Raw genomic sequence first — 21,109 nt, 5'->3', positions numbered from 1 at the left:
ATGAAAAATAATATTCAAAAAATCGTCTTTAAAGGCTTTATACTTCTAATAGTTTTATTAATGTATTCCTGTGATGATGATATTGCGCAACGAAATGAACAGTTTCCACAATTGAACCCTAAAAATACAGACCTAGAAGCTGATACCTGGAAGCCTTATCTTTTAACTGCACCGGATGAATTTTCAATAGATGTACCTGTTGCCACAAATACACCTGCTTACACGAGAGAAATTAACGAAATTAAAAGTTTTCAGGTCAATATTACCAATCAACAAAAAAGCATAATAGAATTTTGGAGCGCTGGCTGCGTACTGCGCTGGAATGAAATTATGCGAACATTGGTAGCAAGGCATAATCGTCCGCCTTATCAAAATGAGGATGGAACTTATCCGGCTCCTTCGGCGGCAAATCCATTTGCGTATCCTCAATTTCCATTTTCCAATCCTCCTTATGCAGCGAGGGCTTATGCTTATGTGAGTGCCGCTCAATACGACGCGCTGATTGCTGCTTGGCATTATAAAAAGCAGTACAACAGATCAGCACCATATATTATTGATCCCAGTCTCCAAGTATTAATTCCTAAAAATACTTTGCCGTCATATCCATCAGAAGATGCAGTCGTGACGGGGGTTACTGTTGAGCTTTTAAAATTATTATTTCCAACTGAAATTGCTTACATAAATGAAAAAGCTGAGGAAGAAAAATTATACCGTATTATCAGCGGCGCTAATGTTCGCTCAGATGTTGATGCCGGAATTAGTTTGGGCAGAAAAATTGCTGCAAAATTTATAACTCGGGCTTCGAATGATGGGGCTGGAGTTGCTGGTGGAACACCGGCGATCTGGGCTGCATTAGAATCTCAAACCGCAGCAACAGGCGAAGTTCCTTGGAAATCATTAGAGATACCAGCCAGACCGCCGATGTTACCATTATTTGGAAAAGTAAAATCATTTTTGATGACAGAAGCAGATGTGGTAGCCAATCGCCCGCCTGCACCTCCTTCAACAAAATCTGAAGTATTTGCAAAAGAATTAGCCGAGATTAAAAGATACAGCCAGGACAATTCTCGTGAGCACTTAGAAATTGTCAGTTTTTGGGCTGACGGAGTAAATACTTACACACCTCCCGGACATTGGAACGCCATTGCCTGTGAAGCTTTTGTAGAACAATCGTACAGCGAAATTCGATGGGCAAGAAATTTAGCCTTATTAAATGTCGCAATGATGGATGCTGCAATTAGCTGCTGGGATGCAAAGTACACTTATTTCAATCCACGTCCGTGTCAAATGGATCCTTCGATTAAAACAACCACAGGAGTTCCTAATTTTCCAGCATATGTTTCTGGTCATTCTACTTTTAGTGCAGCTGCTTGTACTGTTTTATCACATTTTATTCCATCTAAAAAAACGGAATATGAGGCAATGGCTTTAGAAGCATCAAACTCAAGAATGTACGGAGCTATTCATTATAGAAGTGATTGTGAAAAAGGATTAGATTTAGGTAAAAAAGTGGCAGCTTTTGCAGTTGCTAGGGCAACAACAGACGGTGCTGACTAATAGCTGGCAATAGTTTCAATGAATGGAATTTTCAGGTCTGATTATATGTTTACTATAATTTTTTGTAGAGATAATATGCTCATGTATTTTTTCATGCAATTCTGCTTCATTTCTTATATAAAATGCTCGATTTGTAGGATTCGTATATTTTGTATTCGGCTATTTTTGGGAGCTTGTTAATTAGGCGAATTTTCCATTTAACATTCAATCTAAATTATTTAATGAACCCAAAAGGTTCTCTAAAAAAGATAAAATGAAATTAAAATTTATAGCTGCGGCTTTGTTTTCCGTATTTTTTCAAAGTTCTTTTTCGCAAACAAATGCTACGACAGAAAAAAGAATTCAAAAGTTAATTAAAAAAATGACTTTAAAGGAAAAAGTCGGTATGCTGCATGGCAATTCTAAATTTTATACTGAAGAAGTAAAGCATCTCGGAATTCCGGAATGGGCTTTGTCTGACGGTCCGCATGGAGTCAGAGCAGAAATGAATCGTCATAATTGGCAATATGCAGGGCAAACTGATGATGCTTCGACCTGTTTTCCTCCTGGTACCGCTATGGCTGCAAGCTGGAATTTAGAACTAGCTAAACAGCGTGGTATAGTTTTAGGCGAAGAAGCACGTTTTCGCAAAAAAGATGTTTTGCTTGGTCCTGGAATCAACATTATTCGCTCTCCACTTTGCGGACGAAATTTTGAATATTTGAGCGAAGATCCGTTTCTTATTTCACAGCTTTCTATTAATTATATTAAAGCTTTGCAAACGCAGGATGTTGCGGCTTGTGTAAAGCATTTTGTAGCTAATAATCAGGAGCAAAATCGTTTTGTTGTCGATGTCACCATGAGTGAACGGGCTTTACGCGAAATTTATTTGCCGGGTTTCAAATCTTCTGTTGTTGATGCCGGAGTGTTGGGATTTATGGGAGCCTATAATAAATTCAGAGGGTCTTATTGTACTGAAAATGATTATTTGGGACGAACGCTTTTGCGGGATGAATTTAAATTTAGAGGAGTTTATATGTCGGACTGGGATGCTGTTCACAGTACCGAAAAAGCAGCACTGGCAGGTTTGGATTTAGAAATGGGAACCGAAAAGGAAAATTATAACGACTGGTATTTCGCAGATCCTTTGATTAACGCAGTACAAGAAGGACGAATAAAAGAAAGCCTAGTAGATGAAAAAGTGGCTAATATTCTGAGAGTGATGATTAAAACGAAAGTTTTAGATCCAAAAACACGAATTACAGGTTCTATAAATACAAAAGAACACCAACAAGCGGCTTATCGCTCGGCAGTAGAAGCAGTTGTTTTACTGAAAAACGAAAAGCAAATTTTGCCATTGAATATGAATGCTATAAAATCTGTAGCGATTATAGGTGATAATGCAACCCGTACACATTGCGGCGGCGGATTTAGTTCAGAAATAAAAGCTTTATATGAAATAACACCATTTCAGGCTATGACTGCTAAATTCGGAAAGTCTATTCAAATTAATTTTGCACAAGGTTACGAGAAACAATCTCATGTTGTGGAGAGAAGCAGTGATGGTCAATTAAACACCGACAAGGTAGATTGGAAATTAATTGAAGAAGCAGTAGCTCAGGCCAAAAAATCAGATGTAGCAATTATTTTTGCAGGTTTGAACCATGATTTTGATTCAGAATCATTTGACAGATTGCATATGCGTTTGCCTTATGGACAAGAAACTTTAATTCAGGAAGTAGCGAAAGCCAATCCTAAAACGATTGTGGTGATCATTGCAGGTTCTCCACTTGAACTGGCAGGTATTGAATCTCGCGTACCTGCAGTAGTTTGGGGCTGGTATGGTGGAATGGAAGCGGGTAACGCAGTTGTTGATGTGTTGAGCGGCAAAGAATTTCCTTCAGGAAAATTACCATTTACGATACCAGTTACTTTAAGCCAATCGCCGGCGCATGCTTTAGGGGCTTATCCGGGACATGATTTGAAAGTAAATTACGAGGAAGATATTCTGGTAGGATATCGCTGGTTTGATACCAAAGGTATTAAACCTCAACATCCTTTTGGTTACGGTCTGTCTTATACAACCTTTGATATCTCTAATGTTGCTTCTGACAAAAAAGTATACGGTGTGAATGATGAAATAATAGTGAAGTTTACTATCAAAAATACTGGAAAAACGAATGGTGCAGAAGTAGTTCAATTGTACGCTGGTCAAACTATGGCATCAGTTTTAAGGCCTAAAAAAGAATTAAAAGCATTCGATAAAATTTTCCTTAAACCAGGAGAAGAAAAAACAGTTGCTTTAAAAATGAAAGTAAAAGATTTGGCTTTCTACGACGAGAAAAGTAACGACTGGAAAGTTGAACCCGGCGAATTTGTACTTTATACGGGTACATCATCCGAAAATATTGTGAATAGTTTAGCTATTATGGTGCAATAAATATTTTTTATTAAACACTCAAAAAAAGTTTTTAGATATTTTTTTGGCAGTAATATAGTTTGTGGGGAGCTCTATATTACTGTTTTTTTATTATTCCTAATGACTCATTTTAGAAGATGGTAGTTTAGTTTTCTCTTCTTTCCTTTAGTTCTTTTTCAATGGCAATTTCCATATTTCTATCTATAACGTAAAAGCACAACATAACGGCGCTTATAATGAATATAAATCCAGGATAGATGCTTACGCACAATTTAATTCCTTCTACAGCTGCCGGAACCTGATTGACTTCTTCTGCTACATATCCGTATTTAGATAAAAATGCTGCACCCAACGCTCCGCCAATACTGATTCCTATTTTCAATCCAACAAGCATGGCTGAAAAAACAGTTGCAGTCGCTCTTCGATTGTTCTTCCATTCACTGTAATCGGCTACATCAGCAATCATAGCCCATAATAACGGAATTGTTACTCCGTAAATAAAACCATGAACTAATTGCGTCAGAAAAACCATTGCAATAGCAGTTCTGCTATAAAAATTAAAAAGCAATAAGCTTACAGCGGACAAAAAAATGAAAGTAATGTAAATATTTCTTTTGCCAAATGCGTCTGCTAGCGATTTTGAAAATAAAATTCCTAAAATCATAAAAAGAATTCCGCCAGCATTAAAAAGACTAAATGCAGATGTAGGAACATCTCCAGGCCACTGAAAATCTACTAATCCCATTGCTATTAATGAATTATTAAGATCATGAATAAACGCCGTAAAACCAATATCTTTTAAAAATACGGTTTGCGCAACAGGGTCTAAATAATATTTGAAATAGAAAACATACATCCCACCTTTTAAAGACAACGTTATGAATACCAAAATAGTAACCAGTAACATCACCAGCCACGGGCGATTTTTAGTGAGATCGACAAAATCCTGTTTGACTGACGATTTTTGATGCCTTGCAGGTATAATCCTTTCTTTGGTGGTAAAAAAAGTAATTAGAAAACAAATAATTCCTATAACTGCAAATAGAATCATGGTATTTTTAAAACCAACGGCTTTATCACCATGTCCAAAAATTAAAACTAATGGCAATAGGAGCGACTGAATTATAAATTGCGCAATCATTACAGCAACAAAACGATAGGATGAAAGACTATTTCTTTCTTTCATATCTCCTGTTAAAACACCACTTAAAGCAACATAGGGTAAATTATTTGCTGAATAGATTATAACAAGAAAAAAATAAGTCAGCAAGGTGTAAATTATCTTACCGTTTTCACCAAAATTAGGAGTCAAAAAAGAAAGAACAGCACCAATTCCAAAAGGTACAGCAGTCCATAATATCCAAGGCCTGAATTTTCCCCAGCGCGTGTGGGTACGGTCAGCTATAATGCCCATAATAATATTAAAAAAAGCGCCGACAAAGCCTCCAATAAAAATAATAATACTGGCGGTTCCGGCAGGAATTTTATAGACATCAGTATAAAAGAAAGCTAAAAAGGTAAGTAAGGTCTGAAAAATCAAGTTCGCCGCAAAATCTCCTAAACCGTAACCTATTTTTTCCAGTACAGAAAGCTTTTGCGATGTATTGCTTATGAATGTAGTGGTTGACTTTTTTCTGCTTATCCCCATGTGTTGATTAAAAAATATTTTAGAGCGATATATCATTGAAATAGTACTTCGTTTTCATTTCATTTTTATAAAATGTTAAATGTAAAAATAGCTTGAAAGTTGAAATAAGATTGTCAATTTTGAAGCCTTTAATAGCAGATTTGAAGCATTCTTTGGTTATAGCAAATCTATTAAATTTAAATTGCTATTTTAGCTTTTGATTTTAAAAACAACTGAAAATCAACATCATTATTCATACTTTTTTCATTTCATATATGCGTATTCTATATCTTTTATTGATCGTTTCCTGCTTTTTTATTGGTTGCAATAAAAAACAGAATATTGAAGAATATCACAAATATACCAATGATTTAATTAATGAAACAAGTCCGTATCTTTTGCAGCATGCGCACAATCCTGTTGATTGGAAAGCATGGAATCAGGAAACATTGGACAAAGCAAAAGCAGAGAATAAACTTATTATTATTTCTGTAGGATATTCTGCTTGTCACTGGTGTCATGTTATGGAAGAAGAAAGTTTTGAAAATGATGCAGTAGCTAAATTGATGAATGACAATTTTATCAGTATAAAAGTGGATAGGGAAGAGCGTCCCGATATTGACCAAATTTATATGAATGCCGTTCAGCTAATGACAGGTAAAGGCGGATGGCCGCTAAATTGTATTGCACTTCCTGATGGACGCCCTATTTTTGGAGGGACTTATTTTACCAAAGAAGAATGGACAAAAGCCTTAACAGAACTTTCTGATTTGTATAAAAAAAATCCAGAGAAAGCCAGTGAATATGCAGATAAATTAGTGGCAGGTATTCAGAAATCACAATTAATCACAGCTAATAATAGTCAGCCTGATTTTAAAAATTCAGAACTTTCTGAAGCCGTCAAATTATGGCAAAAAGAATTAGACTATAAAGAAGGCGGCTTAGTTAGCGATACCAAATTTCCAATGCCAGGATCATTGAGTTTCCTCCTTCGTTACAGTATTCAAAATAATGACAAAGCAACGCAAGCCTATGTAAATACAACACTTGTAAAAATGGCTAATGGCGGAATTTACGATCCAATTGGAGGAGGTTTTTGCAGATATTCGGTAGATTCAAAATGGCATATTCCTCATTTTGAAAAAATGCTTTACGACAATGCACAATTAGTGAGTTTGTATACTGATGCGTATTTGATAACAAAAGATGATTTGTATAAAAAAACAGTGATTGAAACATTGAATTTTATAGAAAAAGAACTGATGGCTTCCAATGGTGCTTTTTATTCGTCTTTAGATGCAGACAGTAAAAACAAATCAAATAAACTAGAAGAAGGCGCTTATTATGTTTGGAAAAAAGAGGAGTTGCAGGCACTTTTAAAATCTGATTTTCTACTTTTTCAGGAATATTTCAACATAAATGAAAAGGGTTTATGGGAAAATGGCAATTATGTTTTATTTAGAACACAATCTGATAAAGACTTTGCAATCAAAAACAAAATGACGGTTACAGAACTGGATTCTAAAGTAAAAAATTGGAAGCAAATACTTTTAACAGCCAGAAACAAAAGAGCAAAACCTCATTTAGACGATAAAACCTTAACCTCATGGAATGCTTTAATGATAAAGGCTTATGTTAATGCTTATTGTGCATTTAAAAATCCGCATTATAAAGAAGTTGCCTTAAAAAATGCCAATTTTATTTTGAATAATCAACTCCAGAAAGACGGAAGTTTATACCATAGTTATAAAGAAGGTAAAAGCAGTATCGCTGGTTTTTCAGAAGATTATGCAACGGTGATAGATGCCTTTATTGAGGTGTATCAAATTACACTTGATGAAAAATGGCTCAATAAAGCGAAACAATTAACGGATTATACGATAACTCATTTTTTGGATAAAAAGTCGAGCCTGTTTTATTTTACATCTAACGCTTCAGCAGATTTAATAACCAAAAAAATGGAAATTCAGGATAATGTAATTTCAGGTTCTAATTCGATTCTGGCGAATAATCTATTTTTATTAGGACATTATTATTCTAATGATACTTATAGCAAAACTGCAAAACAGATGCTGAATAATATTAAAGCAGATGCCTTACAAGCACCGACCGAATATTATAATTGGCTAAATTTAATGCTGAATTATACCGACAATTATTTTGAAGTTGCCATTTCCGGAAAAGACGCTCTAATTAAAACGAGTCAACTTCAAAGCTATTATTTGCCCAATATTCTTATTGCCGGAGCAACTAAAGAAAGTCAACTTGCTATTTTAGAAAATCGTTTTGTCGAGAATCAAACTTACATTTATGTCTGCGTGAACAAAGCCTGCAAAATGCCTGAAAAAGACATAAATGTGGTAGTGGCTAAAATAAAGAATGGTTTGCAGTGAACGAATGCCTAAAACTAAAAAGTCTTTTATAAATTTAATTTTAGCAGAATCTTTTTTTTTCGATTATCATTCGAAATTATCTTTTTATTCTATACGGCACCTCATTGTTTTAATCATTTTGTATGGTAATTGCGTAAGATTTTTTATTGTAATTATTTGCAACTAATTGATAATAAGTTTCTTGATTTAACTTTTGCGAGTTATTCATAGAAAATGCAGTAAGTCCTTTAATTTGTCAAACTTCTTAATTAAAATAATCATCTAAACTGATATTGTGTATTTTTTTTACATAAAAAATATTTATAATGTTTTTTATATAGTTTTTTTTAATGATTCTAACTGTAAATATTTAAGCAACCGGTTGTGTATTAATTGTTTTTATTTATATTTTTGATAAATACACTTATTAAATTTAGTATAATGTAATTGTTATAAAATTGAAGATTATGATTTTAGGTTTAAAAATTAATGTTGGTTATAAGTGTTATTTTACAAATTGGTTTATAACTAAGTTTAAGAGTTAGTTTTTAAATTAAAAGCCGGAAGCTTAAACACTTTCGGCTTTTTCGTTACGCTGGAATTATACGATATGTAATTCGATAAAGGTTTCTTTTAATTTAATCTTTACGCCATGAAAAAAGGTATTAAGTTCATTTTCGTCTTTTTTGTTTTGCTTATTCATGCTGTTACTTTGGCGCAAGCCCAGAATCCAATACTTTTTACTGATGTGCCTGATATGTCCATAATCAGAGTAGGTGAAAATTATTATATGAGCAGTACTACAATGCACATGAGTCCGGGTTTGCCTATTATGAAATCGACAGATCTTGTCAATTGGAAAATCATCAATTATGCCTATGATACTTTGGCAGATATGCCGGAATTAAATTTAACAGAAGGAAAAAGCACGTATGGTAGAGGTTCCTGGGCAAGTAGTCTGCGTTTTCATAACGGAATTTATTATGTGACTACTTTTGCACAAACTACAGGTGAGACCTACATTTTTAAAACGAAAGATATAGAAAAAGGGAACTGGCAAAGAGTTTCTTTTAAACCGGATTATCACGACCATTCTTTGTTTTTTGATTATGACGGTAAGGCTTATTTAATCTACGGAGCATGCAAAATCAAACTGGTTGAACTCAATGATGATTTAACCGGAATTAAACAAAATGTTCCGGATAAAATTATTATAGCGAACGCCAGTGCACCTGCTGGAAACAATATTATGCTAGGTGCAGAAGGTTCTCAGTTATTTAAAATAAAAGGAAAATATTACCTTTTTAATATTTGCTGGCCTCAAGGCGGAATGCGTACTGTAATAATTCATAGAGCTGACAATATTAATGGTCCGTGGGAAGGAAAAGTAGGTTTACAGGATTTAGGCGTTGCTCAGGGCGGACTTATAGACACTCCCGACGGTCGATGGTTCTCTTATCTTTTTCGCGATTATGGAGCTGTTGGCAGAATTCCGTATCTGGTTCCTGTAAAATGGGAAGACGGTTGGCCAATATTAGGCAAAAATGGAAAAGTTCCTGAAAAATTAGATCTGCCAGTAAGTAAAAGCTTAATTCCGAATTTGGTTGCCTCAGATGAATTCAACCGCAAAAAAGGGGAACAAATGCTGCCATTAGTTTGGCAATGGAATCACAATCCGGATAATACACTTTGGTCTTTAAAAGAAAGAAAAGGATTCCTGCGCCTTAAAACAGGAAGAATTGATACTGATTTTCTCTTAGCAAGAAATACACTCACACAACGTACAATTGGTCCAGCAAGCTCAGCTTCTGTTTTTTTGGATATTTCTAAAATGAAGGACGGTGATTTTGCCGGATTATCTGCCTTACAAAAAGAATACGGACTGATTGGAGTGAAAGTAGAAAAAGACAAAAAATCAATAGTAATGGTAAATACCAATAAAGACAAAGCTGTTGAAGTACAGCGAATTGCTTTAGATCAAAATCTGGTTTATTTTAAAATTGATTGTGATTTTACAAACAAAAAAGATGAAGCCAATTTTTTCTACAGTCTCGATGGAAAAGTTTGGAACCCGATAGGCGAAACTTTAAAAATGAAATATACACTTCCGCATTTTATGGGCTATCGTTTTGGATTGTTCAATTATGCGACAAAAAATACTGGAGGATATGTCGATTTTGATTGGTTTAGAATTAAATATTAAAAAGATAAATTATGATAATAGATAAAAGTTTTGCAAATGAATTTCTGATTAGGATTCACGTTTTGGTATTGGTGTTCGGATTGATTTTACCCGTTTTGGTCGTTGGTCAAATTAAAAAGAAAGCAGAAAAATCAGAATCCAGACCTAAGTACCGCAATCTTTTTAAGGAAGCAGGCTATAGTCAGGCTGAAATAGATAAGAAAGTAGCCAAAGCCTATTATGACGTTTTTGAAGGTCCAAACAAAGTGTATTTTGAAGAAGGTGATTCTTTAGGATATGTTTCGGATGTTAAAAACAAAGATGCCCGTACAGAGGGAATGTCGTATGGAATGATGGTCGCTGTTCAACTGAATAAAAAAGAGGTTTTCGACCGCATCTGGAGATGGTCTGTCAAATACATGCAACATCAGGAAGGACCAAGAGAAGCTTATTTTGCATGGAGTGTAAACCCTGAAACTAAAAAACGAAATTCGCCCGGCTCTGCTTCAGATGGAGAATTATACTATATCACCAGTTTGCTTTTTGCTTCTAATAGATGGGGAAATGATACCGGAATAAATTATTATAAAGAAGCCAGAAGAATACTCGATGCTATGTGGAAAAAAGACGGTACAGCTGGTATTCATAATATAATAAATACGGAACACAAGCAAATATCTTTTGTGCCAGAAAGAGGAGGTTATAACTGGACAGACCCCTCTTATCATGTTCCAGCCTTCTATGAAATATGGGCTTTGTATGCGAAAGATGGTCACGAGCAATTTTATAAAGAATGTGCCGATGTGTCTCGCAATTTTCTCCATAAAGCTACTCATCCTGTAACAGGACTAAATTCAGATTACACCGAATTCACAGGAGAACCACATCCTACACCATGGATGCCTGGAGGATTTCGTTATGATTCGTGGCGTGTTCCTATGAATATTGCAATGGATTATATGTGGTATGGAAAAGATAAAAAATGGCAGGAAGAATATGCCGTAAAATTCCAAAATTTTCTTAGATCCAAAGGATTAGACACTTTTGAAGATCAATTTAATCTGGATGGTTCTAAACCAGAGTTTATACTGCAAGCCGGTCCCGTTAAAAAACTCAGACATTCCATAGGATTAGTAGCGACTTCGGCAACAGCATCACTTGTCAATCCCGATAAAACAAGTATGGATTTTGTTCATGCCCTTTGGAATGCGAAACTGGAACCGTATGAAGATGGTTACTTCGATCCGTATTATGATGGATTAATGTATCTCTTCAGTTTAATGCATCTTAGTGGGAATTATCAAATTATCACGCCAACAGTAAAATAATTTTTTTAAATATAAAAAATAAAAAATATGAAACAGTATACAATTGTTATGGTATGGGCATTTATTTTATCAGGTTTTATAGGTTTTTCACAAACAAATCAAACCGCTATTGCCGAAGATTTTAAACCTTCAACACTTAATCAGCCCGGACAGGAATACCCGCAAGTTAATTCTCAGGGTTATGCACGATTTCAAATTCTGGCTCCCGAAGCCAAATCTGTAGTAGTAAGCCTTGGATTAGGTGGAACAAAAGGAGGAACCGTTCTTGCAAAAGGAGAAGACGGTATTTGGCGTGGAACCACAGCAGGCGCCATGGATGAAGGCTTTCATTATTATCATGTAACTATCGATGGAGGCGTTTTTAACGATCCGGGAGCACTTAATTTTTACGGTTCTACGCGTTGGGAAAGCGGCATTGAAATACCCGCACATGATCAGGATTTTTATGCCTTGAAAAATGTTCCGCACGGAAACGTACAGCAAATTCTTTTTCCTTCAAAAAGCACTAATACCTCTCGCAGGGCTTTTGTTTATACCCCACCAGGATATCATAAAGATAAATCAAAGCAATATCCGGTTTTGTATTTACAACACGGCTGGGGAGAAGACGAAACAGCATGGAGCAATCAGGGACACGTCAATTTGATCATGGATAATTTGATAGCAGAAGGCAAAATAAAATCATTCATTATTGTAATGACGTACGGTATGACCAATGAAATTAAATACGGTGGTTTGGCAAGTTTCAAAATAGAACCCTTTCAAACGGTTTTGGTAGAGGATTTAATTCCGTATGTGGATTCAAATTTCCGTACGCTGGCAAATTCTGCTAATCGTGCGATGGGTGGTTTATCAATGGGAGGAATGGAAACAAAAATGATAACTCTTAATAAACCGGAGGTTTTCTCTTATTATGCACTTCTTAGTGGAGGAATTTATAAACCGGAAGACATTAAAGATAAATCAAAAGTCAAATTGATCTTTTTAAGTTGTGGAAGCAAAGAGCGGCCTGATGGTATTAAAGATGCTGTGGCAACTCTTAAAACTGCTGGTTTTAATGCGGTTCCCTATATTTCTGAAAATACCGGACACGAATTTCAAACCTGGCGTCGAAGCTTCAAAGAATTAGCACCACTTTTATTTAAAGAAAAGTGATTTCCAGGATTACTAATTCATTCATTTTAATATACAGTATCTGGCGATGAATTGTATTTGCCCCAAAACATGACATTCAAACAATTCATTTGTCCAGGTACTTGTTGTTGGTTTTAATAATTAAATATAAAATTATGTGTAAACTTAATAGTATGTTAGTAATGGTTTTCAATAAAACTTTATTAAAAAAAGTAATTATATTTTTTTGTTTGTTTAGTCTTGCAAATAAGTCATTTTCTCAGAATTTAGTATTAAACGAAAAAGAATATTTTGAAACTCCCGGACTTAATGTCTGGGTTTTTAACAACGAATACAACGGAATGTTTTTTGACGAAAAAACGGCCGGAATAGAATTTATTCATCATGGTAAGGGCTCATTTTATAAATATATGAAGCCGAACTGAAATAAGGTTTCGTGCCGACAATTCCTCCATCTGCAAAATGGCTCATGCCTCGTGTGTTTGTTATTTCAACCCAATGCAGCGCATCGATGTATATGCCAAGATACCAGCTGTCGACTTCATCAGGATCGGTTCCGGCCAAAAGGTCAAAATTTCCAGTGATCATCAAACGCTGGATATGGTGCGCATAGGCAATGTGAGGGACTGCGTTATGGCGTCTTTAAGACAGTTCATTTTGGTTTTGCCTGTCCAGAACCATTCAGGCAATTTTTCCTTATGGCCGAAAAAATTTAATGCAGCATATTCCGGCATCTTGAGCCAGTAAATGCCTCGCATGTATTCCCGCCATCCAATAATTTGGCGTACAAAACCTTTTAGGTGGTTGTAAGCAATAACTTCGGGATGTTTCTCCCATTTTGCAATTGCAGTTTGTATGACTTCAGCCGGAGAAATCATTTTTTTGTTTAAAGAAAATGATAATCTGGAGTGGTATAAGGACCACTCATTAGGGAGCATTGCATTCTGGTAAGAACCGAATAAAGGCAGGCATTCATCTGTAAAATAATCAAGGAGGTCGAGGGACTGTTTCCTGTTTACAGCCATATGAAATTTGTTTTGTCAATAGATCCGATCGTTTTAATATCGGTCTGTAAAATGGCATCCACTATATGGGAAACATTATTATTAAAAACTAAAGGGGGAGCGGGTCGATGATTTTTAGGCAGTTTTTTTCTATTCTCATGATCATAATTCCACTGGCCTGTCACTGGGTTGTCTCCTGAAATAAGGATATGATGTTTCGCATGGCGCGATAAAAACTTTCCATCAAAAAAGTTTTTTTGCCTTCAAAGAATTTTCCGAGTTCATTACGGGTACTGAAAAAATGATCGGTATCGTAAACTTTAGATGCAATACCAAGCTGGGATGTAAATTTTTTTAATACTGCATCTACGCGGTATTCATCGGGCATCAGGTATTCGAATCTTGTGTAATGATCTCTCTCTATGATAAAGGACAGATTGGCCTCAAGAGACTGTAAATTGTCTTTGTCGTTTATTTCCAGATAAATGCAATGATGTCTTTTGGATTTTAGGTAATTGCAAAACAGGCGTATTTCTGCAAAGAATCCTGTTGTTTTTGTATGTGGTGTATGGCATAGTCTGTTTCTGTGCGGATTTCCATCATCACATAGGTTATTGAATTGTCTGTGGTTTCATACCAGGAATGATTGCTGTTTAACTGATCTCCAAGTATGAGCCTTAAAGTTTTGGTTTCCATATTATTTGCTGCTTCTGCATTTATCACTGCAATATTTCACTTCGTCCCACACCTTTTCCCATTTTTTTCTCCATGCAAATGGCCTTTGGCAGGCAGGGCAGGTTTTAATGGGCAGGTTCTGTTTCTTAACTCCTCGCATTTTTTTGTTTATTTCTAAAACCCCAGACAATATCACTGGCGTATTTCCGCGTTTCTTCTATGTCAACTATCGGCTCTGGATAATCTTTGCCTATTTCGCATTTGTAAAATTGCTGTTCAATAAGATTTAATTTCCAGGGTTCATGAATTAATTGTGATGGAATTTCAGCCAGTTCAGGCATCCATCTCTTTATAAAAACACCCTCTGGATCGTGCTGTTGCGAGTTTTTTATGGGATTGTAAATTCTAATGGTATTGCCTGCTGCTGTACCTGCCTGCATCTGAATCTGCGGATAATGAATTCCGGGTTCGTAATCTAAAAACTGTCTTGCCAGAAAATGCAGTTCGCGCCAGTCCTGCCACAAATTGAATGTAAAAAAGGAAACTAGCATCGCCCGCATTCTAAAGTTGATATAACCTGTTTGCACTAAACATCGCATGCAGGCATCTACAATAGGAACGCCGGTTTTGCCATCCTGCCAGGCTTTTATATAGTTTTCATTTTTTGGCTTGACCAGGGAATCATAATCTTTGTTTATATTTTCAAATTCAATCTGGCAGTCATTTTCAAATTTTTGCATAAAATGGCAATGCCAGTGGAGTCTGGAAACAAAATTAAGCATGGCTCTTTTGTTGGGCGATCCTTCATAAAACTGATTGGTATATTGATACACCATCCGCATGCTTATGTTTCCGTAAGTTAAATAGGGAGAGAGACGGCTGCAGCCTTTTCGGCTTAAGGCTGGTTTGGAAATGTGCCTGCTGTAATTTATATGTCTTTCTTTTGCAAAACTTTGCAGATAGCGCCATGCCCAATATTCGCCCCCTTGTTGAAAGTTTTCATTTCGGTTTGTAATTTCATTCGAAAGTGCTTTTCCTATTAGTTCCAGGTAAAAATCAGGATTTAAATTTTCAAATTTAAAAGCATTCAGGTCAATCATTTTAGGTATTGCCCGCATTGTTTCTTCCCAGCGCTTGTCCCAATCTTGTTTTGACCGCAGCTTTCTTATCACTCCGTGCAGCTGGGATTGTTTCCAAACGATATTATTTTGATCAAAAAAAGACTGCATTTCAATATCCCTGTCAAAAGTGGCTTTGTTGCCGATTTCCTGATGCGAAAACACTGTCTGGATATTATAAAGACTGCATAGGTACTCAAAAACAGTCTGGACTTCGTTATGAAAATAATAGATCTGCGCGTCAATCGGCTTTAATTTAGACTGCATTTCCCTTAAGGATTCATAAACAAAACGCCAGTGACGCACATCAGAATCATCGCACGCCATTACTGATGGCTCAAAAAAATACAACATAAGAAGGGGGATATTTTCCTGCTGTGCCATAAAAAGAGGTTCATGATCTGTAAAACGCAGATCACGTTTGAACCACATAATATTTAACTTTTTTTTGTTCAACTTTTAAGCAGTGATGTAATTTCTTTATCAGGCTTTGCATAACTTAACCTGTCTAATTGTAAAGTTTTATGATGGCTGTGCGGACCGGAACAAGAAATAATATTGGATTTTTCTACATCGACAAAACCAATATCCTACAGCATCATAATTGGCTTTACTATTTTTTTTGTTTAATTATTTCCAGATAATATTAAACAAAAATAAGCAATTTATGTTTATAAAGGTTTAATGATTAGCAATAGTGTGCATATTTCAATAAAATCAGGTTTGCTAAGATGTCGACTGAGTAGTACTGTTTGTTTTATTATAAACACTGTATTCAGTTCCGATAAGGCGGCTATTAAATACATTTTTGGTATTATTATCAATGTATGTTATAACATAAGCAAGCCTTCACTATTTCATCTAAAAACTGATTGAATAGTATTTTTTTTAAATAATTTTGTAAGTTTTTTTTCATATGAATTGCACCTTCTTGATCTAAAAGTTTCGACTTAAACTTCTTAAGCCTTGATTTGTTGTATAGTTGGAAATTTTATCTCTAATATTATCGGCTCTGTCATAAATGAAGATAACTTTTATCTTAGAATTTTAAATACTAAAGCTCATTGCTATCCAAAGTGTTATTGCAAGGGGATTATAATTTGCAGTAAATTAATAATTCTTTTAAACGGAAAAGAAAGACAGCTTACCACAAAGATTCAGCTCAGTTTATAGTATAATTTACTGAAAAGCCATATTTTAATATTCCATCATGTTTTTTTATGGTAATTTCTTATAAAAAGAATTATAAATTATTTATTTTTATGAATGAAAATAGCAGACATATCTTACATATGCATATTTAGTTTTAAGCAAACAAATAAAAATTCAGTTATATGTATAAACCACAAATTCCTAACAATGAGGATCGCCGCTTAAAAGCTTTAGATACTTATAAAATATTAGATACATTACCTGAAGAAGAATATGATGCCCTGACAAAAATAGCAGCTGAAATTTGCGGCACTCCAATCGCATTGGTAACTTTAGTTGATGATACCCGGCAATGGTTCAAATCGCATCATGGTTTAAATACGACCGAAACTCCGAGGGATTTAGCTTTTTGTGCACATACAATAAATACGCCCGATGAATTATTCATTATTCCGGATGCTAGTAAAGACAAGAGGTTTTATGATAATCCCTTAACTACAGATGACCCTCACGTAATATTTTATGCAGGAGCTCCTTTAAACAGTAAAGAGGGGTATTCTTTAGGGACAATTTGTGTTATTGATACAAAGCCTAGAGAAGGCCTTACAGAAAGCCAAAAAGAATCATTAAAGGCACTGGCAAAACAGGTAATTTCTCAATTTGAACTTCGAAAAAAAAATAGTCTTTTAGAAAGTCTTAATGATGAAATTTTGAAAAAAAATGTGCAATTGAATCAATTTGCTTATCGATTAACTCATGATTTAAAAGTTCCTATCCAAGGGGTGAACTCTTTGATAACTTTTATAAAAGAGGATCATAAAGAACTTATAAAAAATACTACGTTAGAGGAATGGATCGATCTAATTTATTCCAGAAATGAATACATGGAGTTTTTAATCAACGGGATTTTAGAATATACCAAAGTTAGCAATGACAAAATTTGTTTAGAATATTTTAATGTACAAAACATTATTCAATATATAGTTGATAATAATGCTTTAAGTATTCTGGCGCAAATTCATTATATTAATTGTGATGCTGTAATAAAGTGTTCCAAAATTGGTTTTATTCAAATCATTCAAAATCTTTTGTCAAATACAGTAAAACACACTGACAAACAAAAAAGTAATGTCTGGATATCTCTGGAAGAAGATGAAACTAGTTATTCATTTATTTATGAAGATGATGGACCAGGCATACAAGAAGAATATTGGGAAAAAGTATTTGAATTATTTGAAACTGTCAATCAAAAATATGCTAAAAATTCCGGCATTGGCTTATCAACAATAAAAGCTATATTAGAGCGATTAGGAGGCACTATCTATCTGAAAAATAGAAAAAATAATCAAAGAGGTGCTTGTTTTTGTTTTGTTTTACCAAAAGAGTAAAACTGCTAATTTTTTTTGGATTTCCTTAATTTCTTAGGAGTAATTAGCTGCGGAAAATCAAAGTAAAAAAACTTCCCACTTAATAAAAAATGGAAATAATGTGGACATTTAAATTATTACTTCTGTAGAATTACATTGCCGTTACTAATTTTTAATTTGTAGAAAGCTCAGGCTTTGGGCAAAAAGGGCGTCATGTTTTCGGTATTAGCAACTCTTTTGAAGATGTAGGTAAATTCAAAAAAGATTTTAAATGTGCAAAATTCCAATTGTAATGACAATGTAATTCAGGAAGTACCTATAATATTGACCTGCTTTTAAATGTATTTAATTTTTTAAATGGTTAATACTAGGAATTCTAATCAACTAAATAATGCAATTGTAAATGGTAATTAACTTTGTTAAATTGTTTTGAAAATTATTTTTAGATTCTTTCTTAATTCTGATACAAATCTAAGTCGATACTCAAATTTTGTTTATTTTTTTCGATGAATAGTAGTTTGCTGTCGGTGAATCTTCCATCTTTACGGCTGACTTGTAATTGATTGGAATTGAGAGGTAGACAAATTAGTATTAAAGGGAAATAATGCTATTTTTTAATTTTCTTTTAAATATTCATATTGCTTGCCATCTCTATCTGATACAAAAAATAAAAGATACTAATACTTAATCTAATCAACATAAGAAACTTTTTATCGAAGAATTGAAAAATATATTCATTCATCGACACTTAATTCCCATTCATCGACACTTACAGAAGAGTTAACGAATAAAGTCATGTTTTCACGTACAGTAAGGTATATTTATTATAATATTGGTATACATCAAATTTTAAAAATAAGAAAATGGCAAAATCTTTAAATATTCTATTAATAGAAGATGATGTAATAGAAGTAATGAAATTTTACAGAGTACTAAAAAAATTAGAATTCAATCATCAAATTATCGAAGCAACTAATGGTGAAGAAGCACTTGATATATTGAATAAGAAAGAGATAGTGCCAGACATTATCATTTTAGACCTTAATATGCCAAAATTAAATGGGATTGAATTTTTGAATATTTTAAAAACAGATGATGTATTAAAATTCATACCCGCAATTATATTAACTACTTCCAATAACCATAAAGATGTAATGGAGTGTTATAAAATTGGTATTGCAGGATATATTTTAAAACCTTTGAAATATGAGGAATATGTAGACAGGATAGCAAAACTACTGACCTACTGGAGTATAAATGAAATAATTTCGCAGTAATACATTATAGGAACTTGTTTTTTTATAGCAATCTATGGAAATATGAATAAGAGTAAACACAGGGAAGAATTGCTAATAAGTCTGGAAAATCAAAACAGAGAGCTTAATGAATACGCTCATGTTGTTTCACATGATCTAAAAGCGCCACTAAGGAATATAGATACGTTGATTAATTGGGTTCTTGAGGAGAATAAAGACGCAATGAGTGAAAGTTGTTTGAATTTGCTACATCAGGTATTGTTTAATGTCGAAAAAATGGATTTGCTAATCAATGGAATTTTAGCTTACTCTACAATAGACAAATTAGAATCTGAAGAAAGATTAATTGATTTTAATCAGATAATTGATGAAATTACGAGAGAAATTCATATTCCCAAAAATATTAAAATTTCAATAATCAATGATTTACCTAAAATAAACGGAAATACATGGCGATTCAAACAATTAATGCAAAATTTAATTGAAAACAGCATTCATTATAATGATAAAAACCACGGTCAAATTGACATTGGCTGTAAAGAAAACAAGAATGATTTTGAATTTTATATTAAAGATAATGGTATCGGAATTGCTGAAAAATATCACGGCAAAATTTTTAAAATATTTACAAAATTAGAGAGCAGCAATCAAAATTCAGGAGCGGGTCTTTCGATAGTCAAAAAAATTGTAGAATACTACAAAGGTTCCATCTGGCTTGAAAGTAAGGAAAATATCGGAACAACATTTTATTTTACTTTACCTAAAAACCATGGAACAGCCTAATTTAACTTATATAGATCAAATTTGTGGAGATGACAGTGAATGTAAGCAAAAAATGATTACTATTATTAAAAAAGAACTTCCGCTCGAAATATTGGCATATAATAAAAGTATGGAAGCTCATAACTACAAAAATGCGGCAGAACATGTTCATAAATTAAAACATAAAATAATAATTTTTGGTCTTGAAAAAGAATATCATATCACGCATGAATATGAAAATGAGTTATTAAATGGCATAATTAAGTCTGCAAATGAGTTTGAAAATATTTTACAATTAATTCAACATTTTGTAAAAGGCTTATAGTAATTCTTATTTGCTGATTGTTTAATCTTTAGTTATAGCTGGTCATTTTTTAGAATTGAGATTTAAAATGTAAAATATTAGAAAAAAATAAGTTGGAAGAAATCTAATTCTTTTTATTAAAGTCTACAATAAATTTAAACGCTTCATTAAATCAGGCCGATTTGCGCGACTTACCGGAACAACATCTTTACCAATTAAGACACTATTGTCCTCAATATCTATAATTTTTTTGGTATTGATGATAAACGAACGGTGCACTTTCAAAAATAAACTTTTAGGTAATTTGTCTTCAATTTTTTTAAGAGTAGAGTGTACTACATAGTTTTTATTTTCTGTCTTAATATGAATATAGTCTCCTTTGGCTTCTACTATGTTTACTGAAGCAAATTCGATTTTGATTAAACGACGATCAATATTAATATAAAATTCATGTGCATTATCTTCACCTGCGCTTTTGTTAATAACCATTGTTCTAGATAAGGGTATCGCAATCACTTTTTGAATTGCTTTCTCAAAACGATCCTTGGTAATAGGTTTTACTATATAATCGACAATACAGTCATATTCAAAAGCTTCAATAGCAAAATCTTTATCAGAGGTTATAAGTATAATTTTGGGAGGATTTTTAAGAGTTTTAATAAAATCAACACCTGTAAAATCAGGCATGTGGATGTCAAGAAAAATTAAATCGACCTCATTTTGATTCAAGTACTTGATGGCATTCATAGCATTTGAGAACTTTTTTAATAAGTTTAATTGCGGAATATCCTCGATTATTTTTTCTATAATGGCTCTTGCCATTTCTTCGTCATCAATAATAATGCAATTCATAGTTTAAGCCTATATTATAAT

At 33.7% G+C, this 21,109-nt stretch carries 16 protein-coding genes and 1 pseudogene; 10 read left to right on the top strand and 7 right to left on the bottom strand.

Annotated elements, in window-relative coordinates; all coding sequences use genetic code 11:
* Both IRZ83_RS18565 and IRZ83_RS18560 read left to right on the top strand, forming a co-directional pair.
* Positions 1-1,557 (top strand): phosphatase PAP2 family protein, encoded by a 1,557-nt coding sequence (locus IRZ83_RS18565; RefSeq protein WP_194570652.1) that lies wholly within the window; start codon positions 1-3, stop codon positions 1,555-1,557.
* A gap of 253 nt (positions 1,558-1,810) precedes the next feature.
* Positions 1,811-3,976 (top strand): beta-glucosidase family protein, encoded by a 2,166-nt coding sequence (locus IRZ83_RS18560; protein WP_194570651.1) that lies wholly within the window; start codon positions 1,811-1,813, stop codon positions 3,974-3,976.
* A 124-nt stretch (positions 3,977-4,100) separates the two neighbouring features.
* Here IRZ83_RS18560 and IRZ83_RS18555 read toward each other — a convergent pair whose 3' ends face one another.
* Complete coding sequence (locus IRZ83_RS18555) at positions 4,101-5,603, bottom strand: MFS transporter (protein WP_194570650.1); 1,503 nt, start codon at positions 5,601-5,603, stop codon at positions 4,101-4,103.
* A 254-nt stretch (positions 5,604-5,857) separates the two neighbouring features.
* On the opposite strand from IRZ83_RS18555, the gene IRZ83_RS18550 reads away from it, so the two are divergent.
* The 4 genes from IRZ83_RS18550 (at position 5,858) to IRZ83_RS18535 (ending at position 12,619) form a co-directional block, all read left to right on the top strand.
* Positions 5,858-7,975 carry a thioredoxin domain-containing protein gene (locus IRZ83_RS18550; RefSeq protein ID WP_194570649.1) on the top strand — a complete coding sequence of 706 codons (2,118 nt, stop codon included), beginning with the start codon at positions 5,858-5,860 and terminating at the stop codon, positions 7,973-7,975.
* Positions 7,976-8,606: 631 nt separating this feature from the next.
* Positions 8,607-10,157, top strand: a complete 1,551-nt coding sequence (locus IRZ83_RS18545) for a glycoside hydrolase 43 family protein (RefSeq protein WP_194570648.1) — start codon at positions 8,607-8,609, stop codon at positions 10,155-10,157.
* An 11-nt stretch (positions 10,158-10,168) separates the two neighbouring features.
* Positions 10,169-11,464, top strand: a complete 1,296-nt coding sequence (locus IRZ83_RS18540; RefSeq protein WP_194570647.1) for a glycosyl hydrolase family 8 — start codon at positions 10,169-10,171, stop codon at positions 11,462-11,464.
* A gap of 27 nt (positions 11,465-11,491) precedes the next feature.
* Positions 11,492-12,619, top strand: a complete 1,128-nt coding sequence (locus IRZ83_RS18535; RefSeq protein ID WP_194570646.1) for an alpha/beta hydrolase-fold protein — start codon at positions 11,492-11,494, stop codon at positions 12,617-12,619.
* A gap of 354 nt (positions 12,620-12,973) precedes the next feature.
* Here IRZ83_RS18535 and IRZ83_RS19565 read toward each other — a convergent pair whose 3' ends face one another.
* From IRZ83_RS19565 to IRZ83_RS18520, 5 genes and pseudogenes are all read right to left on the bottom strand, one after another.
* Positions 12,974-13,186, bottom strand: a complete 213-nt coding sequence (locus IRZ83_RS19565; RefSeq protein ID WP_228520731.1) for a hypothetical protein — start codon at positions 13,184-13,186, stop codon at positions 12,974-12,976.
* The gene (locus IRZ83_RS19560) at positions 13,186-13,623 is read right to left on the bottom strand and encodes a hypothetical protein (protein ID WP_228520730.1); all 438 of its coding nucleotides are present in this window, start codon (positions 13,621-13,623) and stop codon (positions 13,186-13,188) included. The genes IRZ83_RS19565 and IRZ83_RS19560 overlap by 1 nt, the downstream gene beginning before the upstream one ends.
* Positions 13,614-14,298, bottom strand: a pseudogene (locus tag IRZ83_RS19555) (cryptochrome/photolyase family protein). Before IRZ83_RS19555 ends, IRZ83_RS19560 begins: the two are co-directional and overlap by 10 nt.
* Before the next feature lies 1 nt (position 14,299).
* Positions 14,300-14,437 (bottom strand): DUF2256 domain-containing protein, encoded by a 138-nt coding sequence (locus IRZ83_RS18525; RefSeq protein WP_194570645.1) that lies wholly within the window; start codon positions 14,435-14,437, stop codon positions 14,300-14,302.
* Positions 14,424-15,851: a cryptochrome/deoxyribodipyrimidine photo-lyase family protein gene (locus IRZ83_RS18520; RefSeq protein ID WP_194570644.1), complete on the bottom strand. Its 1,428-nt coding sequence runs from the start codon at positions 15,849-15,851 to the stop codon at positions 14,424-14,426. The genes IRZ83_RS18525 and IRZ83_RS18520 overlap by 14 nt, the downstream gene beginning before the upstream one ends.
* A gap of 878 nt (positions 15,852-16,729) precedes the next feature.
* Between IRZ83_RS18520 and IRZ83_RS18515 the strand changes: the two genes are divergently transcribed.
* The 4 genes from IRZ83_RS18515 (at position 16,730) to IRZ83_RS18500 (ending at position 20,257) form a co-directional block, all read left to right on the top strand.
* Positions 16,730-17,935 (top strand): sensor histidine kinase, encoded by a 1,206-nt coding sequence (locus tag IRZ83_RS18515; RefSeq protein ID WP_194570643.1) that lies wholly within the window; start codon positions 16,730-16,732, stop codon positions 17,933-17,935.
* Between the two features lie 842 nt (positions 17,936-18,777).
* Positions 18,778-19,191 carry a response regulator gene (locus tag IRZ83_RS18510; RefSeq protein ID WP_029268498.1) on the top strand — a complete coding sequence of 138 codons (414 nt, stop codon included), beginning with the start codon at positions 18,778-18,780 and terminating at the stop codon, positions 19,189-19,191.
* Positions 19,192-19,233: 42 nt separating this feature from the next.
* Positions 19,234-19,953, top strand: coding sequence for a sensor histidine kinase (locus tag IRZ83_RS18505; protein WP_194570642.1), 720 nt, complete (start codon positions 19,234-19,236; stop codon positions 19,951-19,953).
* Positions 19,940-20,257: an Hpt domain-containing protein gene (locus IRZ83_RS18500; RefSeq protein ID WP_194570641.1), complete on the top strand. Its 318-nt coding sequence runs from the start codon at positions 19,940-19,942 to the stop codon at positions 20,255-20,257. Before IRZ83_RS18505 ends, IRZ83_RS18500 begins: the two co-directional genes overlap by 14 nt.
* Positions 20,258-20,380: 123 nt before the next feature.
* On the opposite strand, the gene IRZ83_RS18495 is transcribed toward IRZ83_RS18500, so the two are convergent.
* Positions 20,381-21,088, bottom strand: coding sequence for a LytR/AlgR family response regulator transcription factor (locus IRZ83_RS18495; RefSeq protein ID WP_194570640.1), 708 nt, complete (start codon positions 21,086-21,088; stop codon positions 20,381-20,383).
* Positions 21,089-21,109: the final 21 nt, after the last annotated feature.

The sequence above is a fragment of the Flavobacterium sp. JLP genome (assembly GCF_015350755.1).
Classification (GTDB): Bacteria; Bacteroidota; Bacteroidia; order Flavobacteriales; family Flavobacteriaceae; genus Flavobacterium.
Note: the sequence above shows the minus strand (reverse complement) of the source record. Positions and strands in the feature narration are given on the sequence as shown.